This window comes from Candidatus Finniella inopinata, assembly GCF_004210305.1.
Taxonomy (GTDB): Bacteria; Pseudomonadota; Alphaproteobacteria; order Paracaedibacterales; family CAIULA01; genus Finniella; species Finniella inopinata_A.
The window spans coordinates 115,511-139,786 of record NZ_SCFB01000007.1 but is presented as its reverse complement, the minus strand read 5'-3'; the positions used below and the strand labels follow the sequence as shown (position 1 = coordinate 139,786).

Annotated in this window: 20 protein-coding genes; 11 read left to right on the top strand and 9 right to left on the bottom strand. The window is 43.2% G+C overall.

The genetic code is table 11. The features are described 5' to 3' along the window. Window positions 1-2 precede the first annotated feature (2 nt). The 9 genes from EQU50_RS06515 (at window position 3) to EQU50_RS06475 (ending at window position 10,544) form a co-directional block, all read left to right on the top strand. Entirely contained in the window at window positions 3-572 is a 570-nt protein-coding gene (locus tag EQU50_RS06515; protein WP_130154325.1) for an OmpH/Skp family outer membrane protein, read from the top strand. A gap of 76 nt (window positions 573-648) precedes the next feature. Then, entirely contained in the window at window positions 649-1,569 is a 921-nt protein-coding gene (locus EQU50_RS06510; protein WP_130154324.1) for an Rpn family recombination-promoting nuclease/putative transposase, read from the top strand. Continuing rightward, window positions 1,566-2,585, top strand: coding sequence for a UDP-3-O-(3-hydroxymyristoyl)glucosamine N-acyltransferase (gene lpxD, locus EQU50_RS06505; RefSeq protein WP_130154323.1), 1,020 nt, complete (start codon window positions 1,566-1,568; stop codon window positions 2,583-2,585). Before EQU50_RS06510 ends, lpxD begins: the two co-directional genes overlap by 4 nt. Before the next feature lie 10 nt (window positions 2,586-2,595). After that, complete coding sequence (fabZ, locus tag EQU50_RS06500) at window positions 2,596-3,090, top strand: 3-hydroxyacyl-ACP dehydratase FabZ (protein ID WP_130154322.1); 495 nt, start codon at window positions 2,596-2,598, stop codon at window positions 3,088-3,090. Continuing rightward, window positions 3,091-3,930 carry an acyl-ACP--UDP-N-acetylglucosamine O-acyltransferase gene (gene lpxA, locus EQU50_RS06495; protein ID WP_130154321.1) on the top strand — a complete coding sequence of 280 codons (840 nt, stop codon included), beginning with the start codon at window positions 3,091-3,093 and terminating at the stop codon, window positions 3,928-3,930. A gap of 201 nt (window positions 3,931-4,131) precedes the next feature. Further along, a complete protein-coding gene (gene rho / locus EQU50_RS06490; RefSeq protein WP_130154320.1) occupies window positions 4,132-5,391 on the top strand; it encodes a transcription termination factor Rho in 1,260 nt (419 codons plus the stop codon). A gap of 156 nt (window positions 5,392-5,547) precedes the next feature. Further along, window positions 5,548-6,999, top strand: coding sequence for a hypothetical protein (locus EQU50_RS06485; protein WP_130154319.1), 1,452 nt, complete (start codon window positions 5,548-5,550; stop codon window positions 6,997-6,999). A gap of 211 nt (window positions 7,000-7,210) precedes the next feature. Next, window positions 7,211-8,134: a TerC/Alx family metal homeostasis membrane protein gene (locus tag EQU50_RS06480; RefSeq protein ID WP_130154318.1), complete on the top strand. Its 924-nt coding sequence runs from the start codon at window positions 7,211-7,213 to the stop codon at window positions 8,132-8,134. After that, on the top strand, window positions 8,124-10,544 hold the full coding sequence (locus EQU50_RS06475; protein WP_130154317.1) for an ATP-binding protein: 2,421 nt from the start codon (window positions 8,124-8,126) through the stop codon (window positions 10,542-10,544). Before EQU50_RS06480 ends, EQU50_RS06475 begins: the two co-directional genes overlap by 11 nt. Window positions 10,545-10,570: 26 nt before the next feature. On the opposite strand, the gene EQU50_RS06470 is transcribed toward EQU50_RS06475, so the two are convergent. Next, window positions 10,571-11,842 (bottom strand): hypothetical protein, encoded by a 1,272-nt coding sequence (locus EQU50_RS06470; protein ID WP_130154316.1) that lies wholly within the window; start codon window positions 11,840-11,842, stop codon window positions 10,571-10,573. 112 nt (window positions 11,843-11,954) lie between these two features. Here EQU50_RS06470 and EQU50_RS06465 point away from each other — a divergent pair, with 112 nt between their 5' ends. After that, complete coding sequence (locus EQU50_RS06465; RefSeq protein WP_130153184.1) at window positions 11,955-13,103, top strand: ISAs1 family transposase; 1,149 nt, start codon at window positions 11,955-11,957, stop codon at window positions 13,101-13,103. A 147-nt stretch (window positions 13,104-13,250) separates the two neighbouring features. Here the strand turns inward: EQU50_RS06465 and EQU50_RS06460 are convergent, their stop codons facing one another. Next, window positions 13,251-13,538 carry a hypothetical protein gene (locus EQU50_RS06460; RefSeq protein WP_130154315.1) on the bottom strand — a complete coding sequence of 96 codons (288 nt, stop codon included), beginning with the start codon at window positions 13,536-13,538 and terminating at the stop codon, window positions 13,251-13,253. Window positions 13,539-13,835: 297 nt separating this feature from the next. After that, on the bottom strand, window positions 13,836-15,569 hold the full coding sequence (locus tag EQU50_RS06455) for a hypothetical protein (protein WP_130154314.1): 1,734 nt from the start codon (window positions 15,567-15,569) through the stop codon (window positions 13,836-13,838). A gap of 209 nt (window positions 15,570-15,778) precedes the next feature. On the opposite strand from EQU50_RS06455, the gene EQU50_RS06450 reads away from it, so the two are divergent. After that, on the top strand, window positions 15,779-16,264 hold the full coding sequence (locus EQU50_RS06450) for a DUF2948 family protein (RefSeq protein ID WP_130154313.1): 486 nt from the start codon (window positions 15,779-15,781) through the stop codon (window positions 16,262-16,264). A gap of 31 nt (window positions 16,265-16,295) precedes the next feature. On the opposite strand, the gene EQU50_RS06445 is transcribed toward EQU50_RS06450, so the two are convergent. The 6 genes from EQU50_RS06445 to nusA all read right to left on the bottom strand — a co-directional run bounded on the left by EQU50_RS06445 (window position 16,296) and on the right by nusA (window position 24,268). Further along, window positions 16,296-17,774: an NADH-quinone oxidoreductase subunit N gene (locus tag EQU50_RS06445; RefSeq protein WP_130154312.1), complete on the bottom strand. Its 1,479-nt coding sequence runs from the start codon at window positions 17,772-17,774 to the stop codon at window positions 16,296-16,298. 39 nt (window positions 17,775-17,813) lie between these two features. Then, entirely contained in the window at window positions 17,814-18,533 is a 720-nt protein-coding gene (gene rph, locus EQU50_RS06440; RefSeq protein ID WP_130154311.1) for a ribonuclease PH, read from the bottom strand. A 123-nt stretch (window positions 18,534-18,656) separates the two neighbouring features. Beyond that, the gene (locus EQU50_RS06435) at window positions 18,657-19,076 is read right to left on the bottom strand and encodes a ribosome-binding factor A (RefSeq protein ID WP_130154310.1); all 420 of its coding nucleotides are present in this window, start codon (window positions 19,074-19,076) and stop codon (window positions 18,657-18,659) included. Beyond that, window positions 19,073-19,969 (bottom strand): Rpn family recombination-promoting nuclease/putative transposase, encoded by an 897-nt coding sequence (locus tag EQU50_RS06430; RefSeq protein WP_130154309.1) that lies wholly within the window; start codon window positions 19,967-19,969, stop codon window positions 19,073-19,075. The genes EQU50_RS06435 and EQU50_RS06430 overlap by 4 nt, the downstream gene beginning before the upstream one ends. Before the next feature lie 12 nt (window positions 19,970-19,981). Further along, the gene (gene infB / locus EQU50_RS06425; RefSeq protein ID WP_130154308.1) at window positions 19,982-22,711 is read right to left on the bottom strand and encodes a translation initiation factor IF-2; all 2,730 of its coding nucleotides are present in this window, start codon (window positions 22,709-22,711) and stop codon (window positions 19,982-19,984) included. Between the two features lie 15 nt (window positions 22,712-22,726). Further along, window positions 22,727-24,268, bottom strand: coding sequence for a transcription termination factor NusA (nusA, locus tag EQU50_RS06420; RefSeq protein ID WP_130154307.1), 1,542 nt, complete (start codon window positions 24,266-24,268; stop codon window positions 22,727-22,729). Window positions 24,269-24,276 lie beyond the last annotated feature (8 nt).

Sequence of the window (24,276 nt, the reverse complement as noted above, 5' to 3'; positions counted from 1 at the left end):
ACGTGAATCGATTTTTTAGAGTCTCTTTTGTTGTTTTCAGTGTCGCGGTGTGTACCATTGCCGCGACATTTTATTTCGTTTTTTATTCGCACAAGATTGAGTCCAAATCCATTCGTGTGGCTGTTGTAGATAGTAACTTGATTAAGTCTCAGTCGTTGCCGTTTGCAAAAGTGCGCGAATTGTTAGAGGAAGAACATAATCGTATTCACAAAGACATTCTTGAGCAAGAGGCGAGTCTTCGTGAAGAGCATCAACGCCTAAAAAAGACAAAAGCCAAACCAGAACAAAAGTTGGAATTTGACAAGAAAATCTCAGGCCTTGAACAACAAGTACAAAAAACAAAAGAGAAATTAGAAAAACAATTTACTTTATTAACAAATTTGGTGGAATCAACTCTCAATCAGGTTATTGCAGATATTGTTAAAGAGCATGGATTTAACTTGGTTTTGAACATGACAATCCAAGAAACCAGGTCTATTTTATACCATGAAGAAGCTTTGGATATTACGGCTGAGGTGATTAAGCGACTGGATAAAATTCTGCCGAATTTAAAGTTGCCCGCGGTGGAATGAAACTCTTTTTCTATTTTTCTTTTGAAGGCCAAATTTATGCTATACTTAGCGTCAAAGTAAAGCCGGAGAGTAACATATGCTAACCAAATTCTTAGATCCTAAAAATGATGTCGCCTTCAGACGCATCTTTGGCACCGAACGGAACAAGGACATCCTGATCGATTTCCTGAACGACATGATCACCTTTAAAGAAAAAGCGACGATTACGGATGTGACGTTTTTAAAGACTGTCCAAGACCCTGAGGTGGCGGCCAGAAAGACCAGCATTGTGGATGTCCTGTGCACCGATCAAAACGGCCATACCTATGTGGTTGAGATGCAGGTTGCGAAGGAAAAAGGTTTTGAGAAACGCGCCCAATATTATGCAGCGAAGGCGTACGCTTCTCAGCTAAAAGTTGCCGGAAAATACTATACCCTTAAAGAGGTTATTTTCTTGGCCATCACGAACTTTGTGATGTTCCCTGATAAGCAGGCCTATAAATCCGACCATATTATTTTGGATAAGGTCAGCCATGAACATGATCTGAAAGACTTTTCCTTTACCTTTTTGGAATTGCCCAAGCTGGATAAAAGCCTTGAGGAGTCCACCACCAAGATCGAGAAATGGGTTTATTTCTTTAAGCATGGGGAAGGTACGCCTGAAAAAGATGTGGAGCATTTGCTGAAAAACACCAACACCCTTTACCGAGCCTATGAGGAGCTGAACCGCTTTTCTTGGAGCGAGCAAGAGCTGATGGCCTATGAACAGGCCGAAAAGCAAGAGGCTGATTATATCGCCGCCATTGACCAAGCCATTGATGATGGAATTGAACGGGGAAGAACTGAGGGCAGGGCTGAGGGCAGGGCTGAGGGCAGACAAGAAGGCAGAGAGGAAGCAAATTTAGAAACCGTCTTAACACTATTAAAAATGGGTTTAAGCGACGATGATATTATCAAGGCAACCCAGTTAACCCCTAAACAATTGGAAATCCTTAAACTAGGTCAGCACAAGATATGATTGATCCACGTTTCTTTAAAAAATCAAACCCATTAAGTTTGGAACAGATTTGTCAGCATTTGGACGTTGTTGTCCCCGATGGTTTTGACAAAGACAGAATCTTTGAAAGTGTAGCTGTTTTAGGTGATGCTGATTCAAAAGATGTTAGTTGTTATAACAATGCCAAATATTTGGAAGACTTAAAGCAGACCAAAGCTGGTTTGTGCTTGATAACGGCCAAAGAAGCGTCGAATGTGCCATCATCAACCCTGTGTTTGGTGGTTGATCATCCTTATCGGTGTTTTGGAAAAATTGCCAGTTTGTTTTACCCGTCCTTTGCCAACCATCAAGGAATTTCTGATCATAGTTTTATTGACCCAACGGCAAAAGTTGGTCGTCATTGCGTGGTCAGTGCCTTCGCGGTGATTGAAGCTGACGTCATAGTGGGTGACAACTGTTTTATAGGTCCCCATTGCGTGATTCAAAAAGGAACAATTCTTGGTGATAATTGCCATTTAGAGGCCCATGTTACGGTTGGGTGTGCCATTCTTGGTAATCACGTTTATATCAAGCCAGGGGCGCGGATTGGTCAGCCGGGTTTTGGTTTTCATATGGACGAGAAAGGCCATTTTGATATTCCCCAACTGGGACGCGTAATCGTTGGGAATCACGTACATATTGGTGCCAATACGACCATTGATCGGGGAAGTTTCGCCGACACACTCATTGGAAACGGTGTTCGTATTGACAATCTGGTTCAAATTGCCCATAACGTAGAGGTTGGTGATAACAGCGTTTTGGTGGCGCAAGTTGGGATTGCAGGCAGCACAAAGTTAGGAAAATTTGTGATTGCCGCGGGCCAAGTCGGCATCGCTGGTCATTTGAAAATTGGTCATGGTGTTAAAATTGCTGCCCAAAGTGGTTTGATGCGCGATGTCGCTGACAAAGAGACTGTGGCTGGTTCACCCGCTGTACCTGTGAGAGATTGGCACAAACAAACGATTGCCGTACAACGACTAATCAAAAATAAGGTTTAAAAAGTATCTTATGTCCATTCATCAATTGAGACCCCAAAACATCATGCAAAATCTAACAATTAATGCTCAAGAAATTAAAGAGCTTATTCCCCATCGTTATCCATTTTTATTGATTGATCGGATTGAACAGGTGGAGTTGGGGCAAAGTGCGGTTGGCATTAAAAACGTGTCTTTGAATGAATGGTATTTTCAAGGGCATTTCCCTGAACATCCCATTTTACCCGGCGTTTTGATTATCGAGGCCATGGCGCAAACAGCAGGCGCCTTAGTTGTTAAAACTTTGCTGTCTGAAAATCAAACCACTGAAAAGCCCAACAACATGGTTTATTTTATGTCAATAGAGGGAGCAAAGTTCCGAAAGCCTGTTGTTCCAGGGGATGTTTTACAGCTGCGTGTCAAAAAAGAAAGAAGTCGTGGGCAAATTTGGAAATTTAAGGGTGAAGCTTGGGTTGGTCAAACGCTGACTGACGAAGCCACCTTTACCGCGATGATTATGGATCAATAAATGAACGTTTCCGTCAGTCCATCTTATCAAAACACCGTCCATCCAAGTGCCAAAATTCATCCGACGGCGATTGTTGAAGGGGGATCAGAGGTTGGCGCAGATGTCGTCATTGGCCCCTATTGTCATTTAGGTCCACAGGTCAAACTGAAGGATGGCGTTAGATTAGTCTCCCATGTTTCGCTGGCCGGTGATATCACGTTGGGCGAGCGGACGTTGGTTTACCCGTTTGCTTCTTTGGGTCACCCCCCGCAAGATTTGAAATACAATGGCGAACCTTCGCAGACAGTTATTGGTCACGACACAACGATTCGTGAATATGTGACGATCCAGCCCGGTACAAAAGGCGACAAAATGTTAACCCAGGTTGGGAATCATTGTTTGCTGATGGTGGGTTCTCACGTGGCCCATGATTGTATGGTTGGTGATCATGTTATTCTGGCCAATAATGCAACTTTGGCAGGACATGTGCAAATTGGTAATTATGTGATTCTTGGGGGATTGTCAGCTGTTCAGCAATATGTTCGTATTGGTGAGCATGCTATTATTGGCGGCATGTCGGGTGTTGAAAAAGATGTGATTCCGTTTGGAATGGTTTTAGGTGAGCGCGCGTATCTAAATGGTTTAAATTTGGTGGGTTTAAAACGCCGAGGCTTTTCATCAAAGATTATTCAACAATTGATGGCTGCCTACCAAAGTTTGTTTGAAGGTGATAAAATCATGCCTCTTGCAGATCGTATTCAAAAGGTAGAGGTTGATTTTCAAGACAGCGCAACCGTGGCTGAGCTTTTAGAGTTCATAAAATATGATTCTAAAAGGGCTTTGTGCTTACCGAAGGGGTGAGATACCTGACCCCTGCACAAAAATACTTTGCGTTTTAGGCGCACTTGTGTTTCAATCCTTTTTAGATCATCGTCGTTGGTTCCTGCTAACGGTACTCATAAAAAAAACCCCCTGACTTTAACGAAATATCATCATTATCATCTGTGTGATTATTAAATCCTTCTTTAAACCTTCCCTTAAATCTTTGTCTTAGGAACTTTTATGAACTTGCAAGAATTAAAACGAAAATCTGCAGCTGAACTTTTAGTGATTGCTGAACAGCACGAAATCGAAAATGCCAGTGCTTTACGCAAACAAGATTTGCAATTTGCAATTTTAAAAAAGCTGACAGAAAAAGATATTATCATTTTAGGCGAAGGGGTTATTGAGCTTTTGCAAGATGGATTTGGCTTTTTGCGATCACCGGAATCAAATTATTTGCCAGGACCCGACGACATCTATGTTTCACCAAACCAGGTGCGTCGTTTTGGCCTTAGGACGGGCGATACGGTCGAAGGGCAAATTCGTGCCCCTAAAGATGGCGAGCGGTATTTTGCGCTTTTAAAAGTGAACAAGATCAATTTTGAAGAACCTGAAAACGTTAAACATCGTATAAACTTTGACAACCTGACGCCTTTGTACCCAGAGCAACGCCTTCACTTAGAAATCGAAAACGATCAAACAGGCAAAGATTATACATCGCGAGTGATTGATTTGGTGACCCCCCTTGGTAAGGGGCAACGTGCATTATTAGTGGCCCCACCTCGCACCGGAAAAACAGTGATGTTACAAAATATTGCCCATTCAATTACGACCAACCATCCTGAAATTTATTTAATTGTTTTGTTGATTGACGAACGCCCAGAAGAGGTCACTGATATGGCCCGCTCAGTTAAAGGCGAAGTTGTCAGCTCGACCTTTGACGAGCCAGCGTCCCGCCATGTACAGGTGGCTGAGATGGTTATTGAAAAAGCCAAAAGATTGGTTGAACAGAAAAAAGACGTGGTTATTTTGCTGGATTCGATAACCCGCTTGGCCAGAGCGTATAACACCGTTGTCCCATCATCTGGTAAAGTTTTAACCGGTGGTGTGGATGCAAATGCGCTGCAACGGCCTAAGCGTTTGTTTGGTGCGGCCCGTAATGTGGAAGAGGGCGGATCGTTGACGATTATTGGTACAGCCATGATTGATACGGGTTCGCGCATGGATGAAGTAATCTTTGAAGAATTCAAGGGTACTGGTAATGCCGAAATTGTGATGGATCGCAAGTTGTCTGATAAGCGTGTGTTCCCCGCCATTGATATCAACAAGTCTGGTACCCGTAAGGAAGAGTTGTTGGTTAATAAGGCTGAGCTTTCCAAGATGTGGGTTCTGCGTCGTATTTTAAACCCTATGGGCACGACCGAGGCTATGGAGTTCTTGCATGACAAGCTGAAATACAGTAAATGCAACGCCGACTTTTTTCAGTCGATGAATTCATAGTTTCTTTTAGGTTAATGTCATCCTCACGCAAGTGGGGATTTCAAAAAATCTCTTCTCCCAGTTTATTTGCTTTTTAAAATTTCTTAAAACTTTATTCATACTCTCAAATTTATAATATTCAATATTAGAGTTTTTATTTAACATTGGGATTGTGTTTTGAAGAAAGAAATTTACGTATCGGCCATTCTGTTGTCGTCCATCGCATCAACCATAGCTGCATCAAGTTCCTCGGGTTCTGGATCTTATCACCAAAGTCTTAGAAACTCTGATTGCTCCGATGAGGATTTAGCGCTTTTTAGCGGATGCGCACATGGTGCTGCTTTGGCCTACCCCATAAATCATGAAGAAGATTCATTTTCAAGGCATCGTCCATCAATTTTAGAAGGATTTGAATTGCATAATTTTCGTTCATCAAAAGATGGAAGCATTCATGTTTTAGCAATTTATGATGAAACAACAAATACGGGTAAAATCATCTTTAGAGGAACAGACACAAGTAATCCAAAAGATCTTGAAGCTGACTATGGGATTGGTATTGTTCTTGCGAATACGCTAACTGGGGACCAAAGAATACCAGATTATTTTGGCAACGTTGTTGTGAACGCCACGTCAGCTTTTCTAGGATCACGCCCTTCATCCGTTGTAAGCTCAGGCGCCACATACTCAGGTTGGTTTTCAAGATTTGCGTCCTCTGGCACGCTGAACGTTAGAACACTTGGGATTCCTGTTGTAAGCAATGTTCTAGATTTGACAGTGTCAGCGTCTACATTAAAGAAATCTGGAGCAAGCCTCATTTATGATGTATCACGAGGAATGAAATATGGCGCTGGAATAGGTGTGGCTGTAGGGGGGCCGGTGGCCTGTACTGGTTTTGGGGCGATTGCGGGGGGTTCTTTTGCGCTGGGAGCAACGGCAGTTGGTTTTGCTGGTGGCTTGATAAAAGGGTCTTATAACATGATTACACAGGGTGGGTATGCGGCTTGTGATAAAGGTTATGAACGCAGACTGCATTTAGAAGCCATGAAGGAGAACGATCCTGGGACTTTGGCTCTCTACCTTGAACATGGAGCTGATTTTACGAGCGAGGCGATTAAAATTTTTAGACGTGAATCACATGATGGGAACCCAAAAATCATTTTTGTTGGACATTCTTTGGGAAGATTTTCAGCAGGGGCAGCTTATTTGAATTATTTAGGAAGACAGGACCGTGTGCAAGACAGCGGGCCTGGGGAAGAAGGAAATCAATTGGTGAGCAACATTGGTTATAATGGTCCTGCAGGGTGGCAGGGTTTGGGGGGATTACCCACACTTCCTCAGGAGATTAAAAATAATATAGCCCGTGCCACTAGTCATTCTCAAGTTTTTACAAGGATGATTCATATCAGACGTGAAAATGATGTGGTCGCAAGTCTAGGACAAGAGCTACCCCAAGGAACAGTTTATTCTGTGCCTGATGTTCGTATAACTATGGAGACAGGAGCGGCGGAAGCTGTTCTTGCTAACCATGGGATTAAACAAATGGTAGCGGATTTGCAAGCTCCACGACGAGACGAGGAAGAAAAGAAAGAGAAAGAATTATCCAAGGATGAGATTGCAGATTCTTTGTAAGAATTCAATATTATACCCCTTTCAGATGATTTTTCTGGTTTTTCTGTTTGATCTTTTTTCCATAAACGCCGTTTCCAAATCCTTACGTAGCTGGCTATGTGCGGATTTTTCACCTTGTTTCTGGAAAAAATCTCTGTCACAAAAAGCCCGCAAAATTATGTGAAATGGGTATATGATAAAAAGATAAAATAATAATCTATCTTTAGTTATCATGTCATCTTACTCACACACCCTTTTGCCTTGGCTTGTTTTCAATGCTGGCGTGGTTTTTATGCTGGCCTTGGATTTGGGATTTTTCCACAAAAAAGCCCACTTACCCAGTTATGCTGAAGCTTTACTGTGGAGCTTTGTTTGGTTCATTTTTGCCCTCCTTTTTGGAGGGTGGATCGCTTTTGATCAAGGGCTTGATTGCAGCCTGTTATTCTTTACAGGGTATGCCATTGAAAAAAGCCTAAGCCTTGATAACATCATGGTGTTCGCGATTGTTTTTCAAACTTTAAAAATCCCCAACCAATATCAACACCGTGTCTTATTTTGGGGTATTATTTCCGCCTTGTTATTGCGCCTGGCGATGATTTGGGGGGGCATTCTGCTGCTGCAAAAATTCCATTTTATTCTTTATATTTTTGGGGGAATCTTATTTATAACGGGTTTGAAAATTTTATATCTTGGTGACCGCGAGACAGATTTAAAAAACACGTGGGCATGGAAAAGTATGCAAAAATTTTTCCCCCTTAAAGACCAACTTAATGGTGATAAATTTAGCATTAAACAAAATGGTAAGATTTATGGGACGCCGTTGTTAGCAGCTTTGATTCTTATTGAATTTTCCGATGTTATTTTTGCCCTTGATTCTATTCCCGCCATCTTTGCAATCACCCAAGACCCATTTATTATTTATACCGCGAATGTGTTTGCCATTTTGGGGTTACGATCCCTTTACTTCTTGTTGGTGAATGCCATGGATGATTTGCGTTTCTTGAAAAAGGGATTAGCAGCTATACTGTGCTTTGTGGGTTTAAAAATGCTGGGGATTGTTAACATTCAGACTCATCATTCTTTGTTTGTTATTTTAATAATCTTAGGTGGCACTGCGGTTGCCTCGTATGTTGTAAGGAAAAAAGATGGCGTCTAAACGGCTGGCTTATCTTCTTGGTTTTGTGGGGATCGTTTTGTGGGGTGGCAGCCTTCTTGCCATCGCTACCTTTTCTGATGATTACCGAATCACCATTGCCTTAAGCGTACTTGGTGCCCTTAGTTTGGTTGGAATGGGGATTTACTTCTTTTTCCAGCGATTTCATAACAATCATCTTCATAAAACCAATCTGACAGCTGTTATTCACAACACCTTGGCCAATTATCACGAAGTTCATCTTTTTGATGAAACGGGAAAAACTCTTTTTAGTACACATCCTCACCTGTACGCGCATAAGAAAGAGTTTTTGCGTCGCTTGATGCTGCGCGTTCAGGCAAGCCCCGAGACAACGCGGTTTAAAAAATGGCTGGAAGAACATTATCCGGGCGAGATTCTGTTGGCAGAGGGTGGGGATGGACTGGGTCAACAGCAGCGGTGGTGGCTGGCTCATGTATCGCCGATTGATCCTTTATTGGTTGGTGGGCGACATCTTTTGTTGGTGACCATGACAGAGGTTACAAAATACTTAACACCGTATCACCAACTGAAAGCCGCCTATCATCAGTTGGAAAGCTTTTTAGATAACGCCCCCTTTGCCCTTTTTTATACCAATCGTACCGGGCATATTGTGGGTTCTAATGATACATTTGGGCAATGGCTTGGCCTTGATCGCAACGAAATTTTGGGCCAACCACTTGCAGCCTATATTGAAAACTGGAACAGCGGGCAGGCGTTGCCTTTAAAGCCCTTAGTGATCACCTTAAAACCATCCAAAAAATCTGCATTTAAAGCCCTGTGGTTCCCGCCGTCTTTACAATCAAAAGACCAAGTGTCGTTTTTATGCCGTCTTGATGATCAATTGATCGCAGGCGGATTGCAAACCCATAAAGGGGGCGGCATGGATGATACCTTTAATCAGGCCCCTATTCCAGCCGTGGTGATTCAAGAGGATGGGCGCATGTTGTCCTTTAACCCCGCCTTTGCTGCCATGATCAGTGACGTTATTACCGTTAACCACGATCGCTTAAAACTTGGTGGTAATTTATATGAAATTGTTCATCCCTCTACCAGAGGCGAAATTGCAAATCGTTTAAGAAATATTGCCAGCCAACAAACGGCGGCCATCCCTTTTGAAATGCGTTTTGAAGGGATTAAAACTCACACGACGGCCTATGCCACCCCCCTAAAATCATCCATGTCGCTCCAGCCATCTTTGTTGATTCAGTTCATTGATATTTCTGAGCAGAAACGTCTGGAACAACAGTTCATTCAATCGCAAAAGATGCAGGCGGTCGGTCAATTGGCGGGAGGCATTGCCCACGACTTTAACAACCTGTTAACGGCCATGATTGGCTTTTGTGATTTGTTGTTGCAACGGTACATGCCAAGCGATCCTTCTTACACGGATATCATTCAAATTAAACAAAATGCGAATCGGGCGGCAAATCTGGTCAGGCAACTGCTGGCTTTTTCAAGGCAACAAAACCTGCAGCCAAAGGTGATTAACATTACCGATACGTTGGCCGAACTATCAGCCCTTTTACGGCGTCTGATTGGCGCTGGCATTGACTTGCAAATGATTCATGGGCGCGATTTGTGGCCCGTTCGCGTTGATGCGAGTCAGTTGGAACAAGTCATTATCAATCTGGCTGTGAATGCCCGTGACGCGATGTCACAAGGGGGAAACCTTATTATTCGCACCGGACATTACCAATTGCCACGGCCCCGGCAACTGGGGCATGAAACGATGCCCGTTGGGGATTATGTGCTTATTGAAGTTGTGGATACCGGTCATGGCATTCAACAAGAACATCTGGACCATATCTTTGAACCTTTCTTTTCCACGAAAGAGCTGGGCTCTGGCACAGGTCTTGGGTTATCAACCGTGTATGGGATTGTCAAACAAACTGGTGGATTTATCGCCGTTGAAAGCGAACAAGATCACGGTACTATTTTTAAACTTTTTCTGCCGCGTTATGATGGGGTTGAACCCATCAGCACCATAGAACACGAACAACAGACGACCGATTTAACGGGGTCTGAGACCATCTTGTTGGTGGAGGATGAAGACGCGGTTCGGTTATTCAGCGGGCGTGCCTTAAGGGAAAAAGGCTATCGCGTTTTAGAAGCCAACAGCGGGGATGCAGCGCTTGACATCATCAAAAAAGGGGAGGTTTTGGATTTGCTGATCACCGACGTGGTGATGCCAAAAATGGATGGACCCACGTTGAACAAAAAGGTTCGTGACCTGTTGCCCCACATTAAAACAATTTTCATTTCAGGTTATGCCGAAGACACCTTCCGCCGAAATCTGGACGATAATGCCCAGATCCATTTCCTGGCCAAACCGTTTACGTTAAAAGATCTAGCGGCCAAGGTGAAAGATGTTTTGCATGCGAAGAAAAGGTAAGGGATTTTCTTCATATTAACCTCTTCTTACATCCAGCTGCTTATATAGCCAGGTGTTAGCGTGATGCCTGTTTCCTGTTCCCGTTGGGTTGCCTTGACCCAGTCAATCAACGTTTGGGGGGTGGTTTTTTTGGGGATCAAAACAGTGGCATGGTCCTTATTATTATAGGTGTGACTGAGTGATGAAAGGGGGAATTTTTGAGCAAGCTCTTTATCGTTATGGTCTTTTAATTCAATTTCGTTGTCTTTTCCTGTGGGGCTCCAATTAACAAATGGCCTTTGATTGGGGATCAAGAGGTACAGTGTGTTCATAACGCCAAATAAATCACGCACATTAGATAGGCTTCTTTTTGAATCTTTAATAACTTCATTTAAAATTGCGTACAGGAATGAGGGGTCATTTTGCAAAAACCCTAAAATCTGTTTAAAAGTAGGTTTGTTTTGGAGGCCGGGGATTGCTTGTTCTTCATTAATTTTTTTCCAGAATTCATCATAAGTCATAGGCAATTTTTCTTTGAAAAAATCGTTTAATTTTTGTGATAAATGATCCCGCCCGGTGGTGCCGAGCATGTAGATTACATTATTTACCGCAAAATTTAAAAACTGCGCCATGATGGCTGGTTCGTCTGTCAGATTGTCAATTAATAATTCCACCATGTCCCACGGTTCTTCAAAGCCATAGTCATACATCTTTGAATACCAATAACACCCGTTATTGGGGTTAATAGCAAAAGCCATCATTTCATGGGTGGTTGTGTTCGTTTTAAAGCTTTTTCTTTTATCTGCTGCCTTTTGTTGAGCACGGACTTGATATAAGGCCAGACTCTCAAGTTTTTGCAAAGCAGTGCCTGCTACGCCCCATAATTTGGCATTAAATACTTCGTTACCAAAAAAATCCCTTTTATAAATCTCTTTCATCCAGGTGGGAAGATGGCGAGTGTTAATGCCACGCCGCACAAAAGTTGGCAGATCAGCCTGTTCTTTTGGGCTGGCAAGCTCGACTTGAACAGAACGGGCAACAGCATACACAACAGTTAAATGGCGTTGTTCATCTTCATTTTTTACGTGTCCTTCAAGATTGTTCTTATCTTTTGATAGATAAGCCCCCTGTATCGTTTTTTTAGAACCATAAGGTTTATCTTGCTCTGGTTTGCAAAAAGAAAAGGAATAATGCCCATCACTTAAGGCTGCAGCTGTTTCAATTGTCGAAATGGCATTAAATAAAGCCTTTTCCTCATCAGGGTTCGCATAGCAGTTATCACCATGGGTTTCCCGGGTACGGATCCATGGCGATTGCACTGAAAATTAGTTTAGTATTCTAAAAATTATTTCCTAATTTTTTATTCGGCTTTTCTGCTGTTCTATCCGTTGTTATTATTCTTTTTTCTCAATAAAGAAAAAGGAAACAGGGATGCAGTTATCAGATACTTTCCTCAAACATTTTGAACCTCTTGCCGATCCTCGTATTGATAACCACAACAAGCTTCACAAATTGCACGATATCTTGGTAATAACAATATTGGCCACAATTTGTGGCGCTGATAACTGGGTTGATATTAGTGAATTTGGCAAAGCCAAATACGATTGGTTATCAACATTTCTCGAGCTGCCTAATGGTGTGCCATCTCATGATACTTTTGGCCGTGTGTTTTCCATACTTGACCCAGAGCAATTTGAATCCTGCTTTTATGCATGGATCAAGTCACTCTCTATCGATGTTAATTCTGAGATTATTGCTATTGATGGAAAAACGCTACGGGGTTCTGGCAACAGAAGAAAAGAGAAAAAAGCCCTACACATTGTAAGTGCCTGGGCAAGCAATCAAAGTCTTCTTTTAGGGCAAGTTAAAACGGATGAAAAATCCAATGAAATTACAGCCATTCCAAAATTACTCAAGATGATTGATGTTACTGGTAGTACAGTCACCATTGACGCCATGGGTTGTCAGCAGTCAATTGCTGAAGAGATCTTAATTCAAGGTGCAGACTACGTATTAGCTCTAAAAGATAATCAACCGAAGCTTCATGAAATGGTCAAGGCAATTTTCCATATAGGAGAATCACGTCAGTACAAGAAGATGCTTAATCGACGGAAAGTAGAGAAGATCCATGATCATGGTCGCATAGAAACACGTCGCTATACATTAGTATCAGCACGCGATCCGGCAGTATTTCAACTTCGTTGGCCTGGGTTAAAGGGTGTTGGCATGCTTGAAACAACACGCACAACTAATAATCAGGTTGAGCGTAGTACCCGCTACTTTCTAACAAGTTTAGCCTATGAAAATATTGATCAGTTTATGGTTGCTGTCAGAAAACACTGGAACATAGAAATTAACCTGCACTGGTCTTTGGATGTAGGTTTTAGGGAAGACCATAACCAGGTGCATGTTGGCCACGCGGCCAAGAATTTGGCTGTCATGAGACGTATTGCTTTGAATCTACTCAAGCAAGAAAAAACGAATAAACGAGGGGTGAGCTGTCGACGGAAGGTAGCAGGCTGGGACAACAAATACTTATTGAAAATTCTAACCGCTGACCACAATTTAAAGCGCGTTTGAGCGGATTGACTGATATAAACGGTAAGTCTTTTAAAGGGGAGGATAGTGTCTAAAAATAAAAAAAACAGGAAGTAGATCTCTCAAAACCTACAAAATCAAATCAATCTACAAAAGTTTGGGAAATAGCAGAAACCGTAATTTTAAAAACTAGGCTGAGGAGATGTCAGTGCAATCGCCATGGGTACGGATCCCTCCCACTCCCTCGCCTTCAGCAATAACGCGCCTTAAAACCTGAATACGTTTCAGAGCTTGTCCCACATCTTTTTCTTGTTCTAGTTGACGGACCAATTCGTTAACAACCAGAACCGCTGGCGCCATGTTACTTTTTACAGATTGATGCTGTTTTAGCAATTTTTCTACCGCAGCAAAATCAGTGGATTGACCACACGAGACGAATGAAATCAACAACAGTAAAATATGTAATGATTTTTTCATTTAAGGTTATGTCGAGAGAAATTGTACTTGGTATTTATTGTAGTTATCTGAATATTAAAATGCAATAAGAATTTTTATTGTCGTTTTATGTTTCGATACTGAGTGATAATGCACAGATCCATTTCCTGGCCAAACCGTTTATTCTGAAAGACCTGGCGGCCAAGGTGAAGGATGTGCTGCATGCGAAGAAAAGGTGATTTTCGTTAAGCTTATATGGGATTGAGGCGGTCCCAGCCTTGTAAAGGAGTGAGTATTTTTACAATGCCCACCCCCCTTGTTATTTTTTCAAGAAAGTTATTAACCAAACAATCTCGACAATGGCCAAGGCCAACTTGACTTGGAAGTGCTGGCTAAGCTGGTATTAGACTCAGCCGTTGGAGCAGAACCAAGATCAACCATATGTTCGATCCATCCCGTTCCAACAGACTTTCCATTCATCAGAACAACGGCTCCACTTTCAAAGTATTGTGTAAGATTCTTTGAAAATACCGTATTTTGGGTAAAAGAATAAGGAACTTGTACCGTCAAAGTTACAGGCTTAGAAACATCATCAAAGACCTTAGGGTTCTTTCTATGGGCGTAGGCAGCCAAAGCATACCGGATCTGAGTATGGGGTCTAATCGTCAAATCAAGGCTTGTGATCCATGGAAAAGTAAGGCCATATTTTTTTTGATCCGCATATTGATTCACTTTAACTTGAAAAAAGTTAGTCCCTTTAAGATCTATATTAGACCCTGGATTCCCAACTTTTAATGTTTCAGGCGTCACATAGGTTGAAGCCACGTCATTAGCAAGATTGCCTGTGTAGAGAGCGCTGAATCCAGTGTAACACCAATTCGAATCATCCGAATTTTGTGAGGGAGGATTAGGGATGTTTTTATTCCAAAAAACTGACGTAGAAAGAGAACATCCTTCATAGATACTTTCCTGAAGCATAATAGCAATCCAGTTACCGTTATAAAGAGACCAACTCTTGTCTTTAGGAGCTTCTGCCGCAACCATACCTAGGGATTTTGCTAGGCTAGGGTTTTTTTCTGCAATAAATTGGGGGAGTCCTGCCAAAACCTTGCTTCTTATATTTGGAGTGCTTCCATAGGTGTATCTTTGAAAATCTGCCCAAAGAGTTCCCTGAGTGCCTCCAAATTTGTATTCTGTTTTGAATCCATCTAGTGGTTTTTCTGAAGAGGTTAACACCATTGACCAATTCTGAATGGCTAATAAAGGTTGTGCCATTTGATAGCATTCCATTGGGGTGCTGGCATTTTGAGAGTTCGTTGATGAAACCAATGCCGGCCCGACATAACTTCCCCCAAAACCTTCTGGCGTAAAACCTCTGGTATCTAACAACAGGAAGCTAAAACTGTAAGTATAAGGCATGATCTCAATCTGTCCTCCGGCACCAAATTTCCACAAAAAGGTCGATCCTTTGCTTTCCAAGGCATAACCGGCGCCGGGTTGTCCAACTTTGCCTTGATATAGTGGTTGTTGTGAGGAGGAACTGACTTTTTTAATGGTGAAAGATGGTTCCAATGGTGATTCTAATGTATATCCTGCGATACTGAAGGTTTCTGACGATGTTGGTTCCGATTGTATCCGACAGAGGCCTTGTTTAAGAGCTTGAAGGACCCTATCCTCTCCGCCGTAGGTGTTCTGGGCATAAAATTGCTGATTTGTCTCATCTTGAAAAGCGAAATAAACTCCAAAGAATCCGACGCCATTGCTTCCAGATCCTGTTATATCACCCAAGAAAGTTTCAAATGAACATCGTTGTTTCGTAGCAGCATCTTCAGGCAAACCGACATAAAACCATGTATGACCATCTCCCTGTGCCGATGGAGGACACAAACAATCAGGGAGGGCTGCATATGATAAATTTCCCGTTGGTACAGGCAAGACGGGGGTAGAACTTGGTGATTTGATGCCAATACTTTCTTCTTCTTTTGAACCAGCAGGCGATATATCACTTGCGATTGCTGCGACGGACAAAAAAGAAAAAAGGGTAAAGAAATAAGGTATGGTCCTTAGCTTCACGATGTTACTCCAAAGTTACTAAAATTTTAATAAAAAGCGCTATGTTTTTTACATTCCCCCACTCTGCACAGAATGTCAATCGCCTTCAGTGGGGTTGAAATTTGTATTGCTGAAAGCCACATTGCATTATCTTAGGCTGTTTTTACCTTGTTACAGTGACCTTGTAGGGTTAAGATGAATAAACATAAAAATTGTTTAAAATTAAAAAGATGACTCACTTAAATTTTGTCCCCCTAAAGCTTTTGGCAACTTCTGCCGAGGATTTATCCATTGTATCAACCCAGCTACAGGACGGATTATTATCCTTAACGTCCCTTGAGTATGATCAAGAAAGTAAACGTGTCACAGGATTGATCAATTGGTTTTGTTGGGAACATGCTCACGAACATAAGAACGAACAAGGGCAACTTGACAGTTACTATCGGGTGCATGCGGGATTTTGTATCCACCATGTGGAAAGCATGCACATGAAAGGATTCCATCAAGGGGGAGGGCAAAGAATGTTCAACCTTTTGACGCTAACCCTTGGGACGGATCTTACTTTAACGCTTGTCTGTTCGGGCGAGCATTCTATAAAATTGAAGATAATGGCTTTGTATGTCCAACTCGCTGATTTGGATCAACCGTGGCCAGCGGCCCATAAACCAAAACACCTGCATGAGTATGTGGATGATTTTGATAAGAAAAGGGCTTAGGGGGGGCAGCTTATTTCTTTTAAAACTTTGATTACAAATACATCAGGCTGATTGTTGCCCGATGAATAATGTTCAAAAGCGGCATGGGGTACAATAAGGAAACCAGCAGAGCCACCACCAAAGAAGCTAGGACAAGGTTCATGCTTAAGTCATATTTACGGTATATAGACATTTCCCTTGAGGTCGTTTGTTGAGGTTTATCAAAAAACAAAGCTTTTAAAATAATCAGATAATAGGCAGCGGCTACAACACTGTAAATGGCAGCGAAAATGGCTAATGCATAATTTCCGTGGGATACTGCGGCCATTAAGATCATCAGTTTTGGCAAGAAACCGGGCAAAGGAGGGATGCCAGCCATCGATAAAACAGCGAACCCCAGCAAGCAAGCAATGACCGGGAAAGAACGCCCAATTCCATTTAAATCTCGGATGGTTTCGACTTGCTTTCCATTGCGCAAAAGATAGGAAAGTCCTCCAAAAAATAGAAGAGTCGCCATTAGATAAAAAATGCTGTAGGTGATTGAGGCGTTTACCCCAGTCTGGTTAGCTGCTATGACGCCGATCAAAATAAACCCCATGTGACCAATGGAGCTGTACGCAAGAAGACGTTTTATATTGGATTGCGTTAAGGCGGTCAAAGACCCCACTGTCATTGACAAAACCGCCAAAACGATAACGAGAGGTCTCCATAGATTAATCAAACCTGCAAAGGGGTTCATTAAAATGCGCATCATAATGGCTACACCGGCAATTTTAGGTGCTGTTGCCAAAAGCATTGTTATAGACGTAGGTGTTCCCTGATAGACATCGGGAGCCCATAAATGAAAGGGCGCTGTGGCAATTTTAAAACCCAATGAAATGATGACTAAAACCATTCCCACCACCAAACCGATCGATATACCTTGGGTTAGTTGTTGGTTTTGAAAAAAACTCTCAAGGGTCTGAAAGTTGGTTAAGCCGGTAAATCCATAGATAAGGCTGCAACCATACAAAAAAATACCCGTCGAGAGAGCCCCTAAAATAAAATACTTAAGAGCGGCTTCGCTTGATTTGGGATCTGTTCGACGCAAGGCAACAAGAACGTACAAACTTAAACTTTGTAATTCAATTCCCATAAATAGACTTAACAGATCATTGGCAGAAATCATGACCATCATGCCTGCTAAGGCTAGTAAAAGAAGAGCTGGATATTCAAATTTGTTTATTTCCTCCTGTACAGCAGTCAGACGGCTAAGAATCAAAATAACGATGCCTGTTATTAAAATTGCCATTCTTGTAAATATAGTATAAGAATCATTAACAAACATACCATTGAAAGTAATTTGAAGACCTGCTGGCTGAGAGTATAAAGCCAACAGAGAAACAACCAGCGTTGTTATAGCCAGGAAAAAACACCAATTAAGGGTATTGTTTTTTTTGAATAACCCCACCATAAGAATTTTAAGCGCGCCTAAGCTGACAAGAATTTCGGCCAAGGCGGGCATAAACGTGGGTTTGATCGCAAGAATCATTTAAATACCCTGAAAGCTTTTTTTAGACAAGACAACTGGCTAGTCAATTTTAAGCGCTTGCTTTTGTAATGTTATAAGCTCCTGCGTGCCCACACGAGCCAGGGCCAACATACTTTGAAATTCCTCTTCAGAAAAAGGATGTTTCTCTGCCGCTGCTTGGACTTCCACCAGTTTACCACTGCCTGTCATAACAAAATTGGCATCAACCTGGGCGTTCGAATCCTCCTTATAGTTTAAATCAAGCATTGCTTGCCCTTCAACAACTCCGCAAGAAACCGCCGCAATTTGATCGATTAAGGGAAGTTTGGCTATTTTCTTGGCATCAACAAGTTTTTGTAACGCCTGATGTAGGGCGACATAAGCCCCTGTAATGCTGGCGGTACGGGTGCCTCCATCAGCCTGAAGCACATCGCAGTCAATTTTAATTTGACGTTCCCCCATGGCTTTTAGATCAACCACTGCCCGCAAAGTGCGTCCAATTAGACGTTGGATTTCTTGGGTGCGACCTGTTTGCTTACCCCTAACCGCCTCACGATCGATTCGTTCATGCGAAGAGCGCGGCAACATTCCATACTCAGCCGTTACCCAGCCTGACCCTGTATTGCGCAGGAAAGGGGGCACTTTTTCTTCGATAGTGGCAGAACAAATAACATGTGTATCGCCGAATTTAACAAAGCAGGACCCTTCCGCAAATTTGACAAAACTCGGCCCTAAAAATACGGCCCTTAATTCGGTTGGTTTTCGATTTTGTAAACGCACTTGATAAATTCCATTCGCTTTTTTTTAACACCGTCAAACCTTACAAAGTCTGAAGGCTTTTGGAAAGAGCGTTTCCTCAAATGGTTAGGTACTGTGATAGTTGTAGAGATGAAAAACGATCCACTATTCCTCTGATTTATCCGAAAGCGTTTTTAAAACCTTATCGATTTGCGCCATTTTCCCAAAACTGGGGTCAATGTCAAATTTTAAGGTTGGCACGCCCCTAAGCTGTAGATGGCTGGAAATTTGTTTGCGCAAGTATCCCCCAACAGATTCTAGAAAAAGCTTGGTTTCTGATTGAAACTCTCCACCCAAAGGCATGACCCAAACGGTTGCCTGTTTTAAATCAGCAGATAAAGTTACATCCGTGATGGTAATCAGGGCAGGGGGTTTTAAATAGTCACCGTTTTCATCAAAGCGAACAGGCCACTCATTGCGTAAAAAAATAGTCGACAGACAAAAGCGTATCTCTTGCGCAACACGTTTCTGGCGATGGCTAGGCGCTTTACTGGGCAGGAATAGATCAAGAGGTTTTTTAGTCATAACGTAGCAATCTGATTTAGGGATAGTCCGGTTATTTGTGAGACCATTCTTTGTTCCATACCAGATTCCAACAATTTGTGAGCAATAGCCAGCTTTGCCGTAGTTTCTCCCTCAGCTTTCCCTTCTTCTATGCCCTCAGCTTTCCCTTCTGTAAACCCCTTGGCTTCATATTTTCTAAGGGTGTTGGCTTCTACCCTAAGCCATTTCAGGTGCGATTCGTAAAGTTCCCTTTCTTCTGCTCCAAAGTTCATGACGTCCAGAACATTCAAGGCTTTTTTAAGGGCGGGATTGTCCATTCTTGAAGGCAAATGATCTTTGTTTAGCAAATCATGACGGGTTAAAAACGCAACCCACATGTCCAGGGAGTTTTTGACTTTGGCAACAATGTTTTCCAATCCTTCACGGGCATTATTCGAAAACTTCTTCAACTCAACGGTATGCAGCTCCAAATCCTTGAAATAGGGCACGCCCGTCTCTCTTTCTGTAACGTGAAAAACGTTATGGTACTTTTCCACACCCAGAATGGATGTAAAATTTAGGATGTGAATGCCAATCGCTTTGGAAAGAAGAGCATAATCTTCGCCAACCTCCAGCTGCTCTGTATAGAGCTTTACCCAATAATAAAGGGCGCGCTTGTCATAGTCAGCCTCATCACTGATCTGGATTTCAATGTTAAACCGTTTGCCGTCTGCGCCTTTGGCCTTGACATCTAAAATGGAAAGTTTGTCGTTCTTGAAGTTTTTGGGATTGTAGGGATTCAGTAAAGTCACTTCTGCAACCTGATCCTCTTCCCCGACTATGGAATTGATAAGGGAGATCAATAAATCCTTATTCTCCTCGACGCCAAAGATTTTCTTGAAGGCAATGTCTACGCGAGGGCTAATCTTTTCCATAACTTCACGCTTCTATAACTGGCGGCTAATGGATTCAAGTTCAAAACATTCAATCAAGTCGCCAACTCGTATATCACTGTAATTCTCAAATGCCATACCGCATTCATATGATTCCTTAACTTCTTTTACTTCGTCTTTAAATCGTTTAAGCGTTTTCAGGTCACCTTCGTGGATCACCACGTTATCACGCAGTAATCGAACCTTGGCACCTCTTTTAACGGTCCCCTCGGTCACGTAACAACCAGCAACTTTTCCAACCTTAGTAATGTTAAATACGGTGCGAATTTCTGCATTGCCAAGGAAGTTTTCGCGAATGGTCGGGGCTAACATGCCGCTCATGACCGCTTTCAGGTCATCAAGCGCATCATAAATAATCGAGTAATAGCGAATCTCAACCCCTTCCCTGCGGGCCAAATCACGGGCTTGCGGATTGGCACGAACGTTAAAGCCGATAATGATACCAGAGGATGCCTTGGCCAAAGTTACGTCGCTTTCATTGATGCCACCGACAGCCCCATGCAGGATACGGGCAGAAACTTCTGTGGTGCCTATTTTAGCAAGGCTGCTCGTAATGGCTTCTAAAGATCCTTGAACGTCCGTTTTGATAACTAAAGGTAGCTCGCGGGTCTCACCAGCTGCAATCTTCGACATCATCTGTTCCATCGTACCGCGTGCCATATTCGCAGCAAGGGCTTCACGACGACTGTGCTGACGATATTCTGTAATTTCGCGAGCTTTGGCTTCCGTTTCAACAACAACAAATTCTTCACCCGCTGCTGGCGTTCCGCTTATTCCCAACACCTCTACCGGCATAGAAGGAAGAGCTTCCCGCAAAGCTTTTCCATGATCACTGACAAGGGCACGCACACGACCCCATTCTGTTCCAGCCACAAAAATATCACCTTGTTTTAAGGTCCCTTTTTGCACCAAAACGGTGGCCACACTGCCTCGGCCTTTTTCGATTCTAGCCTCAACGACCACGCCTTGTGCGGATCGATTTGGGTTTGCTTTAAGGTCTAAGACTTCGGCTTGTAATAAAATGGCCTCTTCTAACTTATCAAGGTTAAGACCTTTTTTGGCCGAAACCTCAACGTCCATAACATCGCCGCCGAACTCTTCTAAAACAACTTCGTGTTGCAACAACTCACTTCGAACGCGATCGGCATTCGCATCGGGTTTATCCATTTTGTTGATTGCCACAACAATCGGAACTTTTGCAGCTTTTGCATGGCTGATTGCCTCGATGGTTTGTTCCATAATGCCATCATCAGCAGCCACAACCAAAACAACGATATCGGTAACATTGGCGCCACGGGCCCGCATTTCGCTAAACGCTGCGTGTCCAGGTGTGTCGATAAAGGTAATTTTTTGCCCAGATTTCAAAGTTACCTGATATGCACCAATATGTTGTGTAATACCACCGGCTTCACCCTTTGCCACATCGGTTTTGCGCAAAGCATCCAACAATGACGTCTTACCATGATCAACGTGTCCCATTACCGTAACGACGGGGGCCCTAAATATCATGTCCTCAGTTTTGTCTTCGTCTCCGCCCAGACCCAACTCAATGTCGGAGTCTGCTACACGCTTAGGTTTATGGCCAAATTCTGTACACAGTAATTCGGCAGTATCGCCATCTATGATTTGGTTGATCGTCACCATCATGCCTGATTTCATCAAGGCTTTAACAACGTCAGCCCCCCTCACGGCCATACGGTTCGCCAGTTCGCTGACCATTATGGATTCTGGAATAATGACTTCACGAATAACCTTTGCTGTCTCGCCATCATCTTGCTGCATCTTGAATTTTTGACGGGCACGCTTCAAGGAAGCCAATGAACGAGCTCGTCCCTCCAAGTCTCCCTCTAATGCCTTTGTAAGAACGGTACGGTTTAATTTTCGAGGTGCCTCAAAAGTTTTACGAGCCGCTGGCGCCCGTTTGACATCCACGCGGGAAGTCTTGCGACGACCTTCTTCCTCATCTTTATCGGTAACAACAGCTTGCTTAAATTTGTTGGCCTTGAATTCTTCGTCTCTGTGAGCCGGACTTTTGACGACCTCTTCTACTTCACCAACCTTAGGTTCAAGCTTAACAGGCGGTTTCGCGATGCCATAGCCAGCTGCACGCAACACAATCGGCGCAAAGTTTTCAGGGGGCGGGGTTTTTTTCTTCGACAGTTGAATTGTAGGTTTTTTTACAAAGGGTTCTGGTTTTTTTGGAGCAGGTTCTGGTTGATCCGAGGCCGTGGCCGGCAAAGGTTGTTCCGGCGGGGTTACCTCAACAGAAACTGTCTCGATCGTTTGTTCGGTGGGCTGATCGGCAGTGGCTTCAGCCTCAGCCAAAGCTGGCTCGGCTTCAACAGTCTTTTCGGAATCCGCGTCGTTTTTCATGGCCTCTTGCAAAGCCTTAAGGCGATTTTCTAATTCACCATGAGTCAGCCTAGCGGCTTTTGAAACGTCGGCTGATGGCTGTTTTTGCGGTTCCAAAACGGGCTTTTTTTCTACCAAAGATTCGTTTTTTACGAACAGTTCTGGTGCTTTCTCGGACCCTTTATCACCGATAACCAGCCGTTTACGTTTAACCTCAACCTCAACCGTTTTAGATCGGCCATGGGAAAAACTTTGCCTAACTTGGTCTTTGCCAATAGGCCTTTTTAACTCTAACGTCTTACTTAGAGTGAGTGTCTTTTTTACCCCATCAGAGCCTGCGGTTGGGCCTTTATTATCCGTTGTTCCGGTCATGCTGTCTCTTTAAGTTTATTGTTGGTCTTCTTCAAACCAATGGGCCCGTGCGGCCATTATTGTTTCATTCGCCTGATCTACAGACAAGGACTTGTTGCCCACTATTTCGATTAATTCGTCACCAGAAAGTTCAGCCACCTCATCCAGGGTGCGAACTTTTGCTTCTGCCAAAGAAGCCAACATCTCCGGGGTCAAATTTACCAATTGGAAAACGGGTTCTTCGACTCCCAATTCGCGGGTGCGGGCCATTAAACTCTCATTTCTGTTTTCCAAAAAGAGAACGGCTCTATTTTGTAGTTCTTGGGCTATTTCTTCATCAAATCCCTCGACATTAGAAAATTCGGCCAAATCAACTTGTGTGATTTCTTCAATACTAGAGAAACCTTCAGCGATTAATAATTGTGCGATCATTTCATCAACATCCAAAGCTTCCATGAACAATTGCGAACGGTTTTCCGTGTCTGCCGCTCTGCGCTTAGCTTCATCCTCTTCGGTCATCATATCAATATTCCAACCGGTCAACTGTGATGCTAATCTAACGTTCTGTCCGCGTCGGCCAATCGCCAGACTTAGCTGGTCTTCGGCAACCACCACGTCAACGCGCTGAGCTTCTTCATCAATCACGACTTTCATAACTTCTGCTGGCGCCAAGGCGTTAACAACAAACGTCGCTGGATTTGACGACCAGGGAATAATGTCAACTTTTTCACCTTGCAGCTCGTTTACCACAGCTTGGACCCTACTGCCCCGCATCCCAACGCATGCACCCACAGGATCAATACTGGGGTCAGATGTGTATACGGCAATCTTAGCTCGACTGCCTGGATCACGGGCAACGGCCTTAATTTGAATGACACCATCGTAAATTTCAGGAACTTCTTGCTCGAACATCTTAGCCATAAATTGTGGGTGTGTTCGTGACAAAATGATTAAATGCGTGCGAGCATCTGGGTTAATCTCAGCAACAAAAACTCTGATGCGATCACCTGTACGAAATGTCTCACGGGGAATAATATCTTCACGGCGCAAAACACCCTCGGCGCGCCCCAAATCCAAAATAACGTTACCAAACTCTACCCGTTTAACAAGGCCGCTGATGATCTCCCCAACCCGGTCTTTAAACTCGGCATATTGACGTGTCCGTTCTGCGTCCCGTACCTTTTGGACAATAACTTGGCGGGCAGTCTGGGCCGCAACACGACCAAATTCAATAGGCGGTAACGTTTCTGTCAATTCATCGCCAACTGCCGCTGTATCATCTAATTTTTGAGCTTCTTCCAACGTTATTTGCGTTAGGTCGTCCTCTAGAACGTCAACCACAGTGCGCACACGATGAATAGCTACATCACCCAATGTGCGATCAATTTCAACCCGAATATCGTGCTCAAACCCGTACTTAGACTTGGCGGCCTTTTGAATAGCTTGCTCCATCGCCTCTAGGACTTCATCACGTTCAATGCCCTTTTCACGGGCGACTATTTCAGCAACCTGCAATAATTCATGGCGAGGTTGAGCGGTTGCAACTTGTTCAACAGGTTTAATTTTTCTACTAACCAAGGGATTTA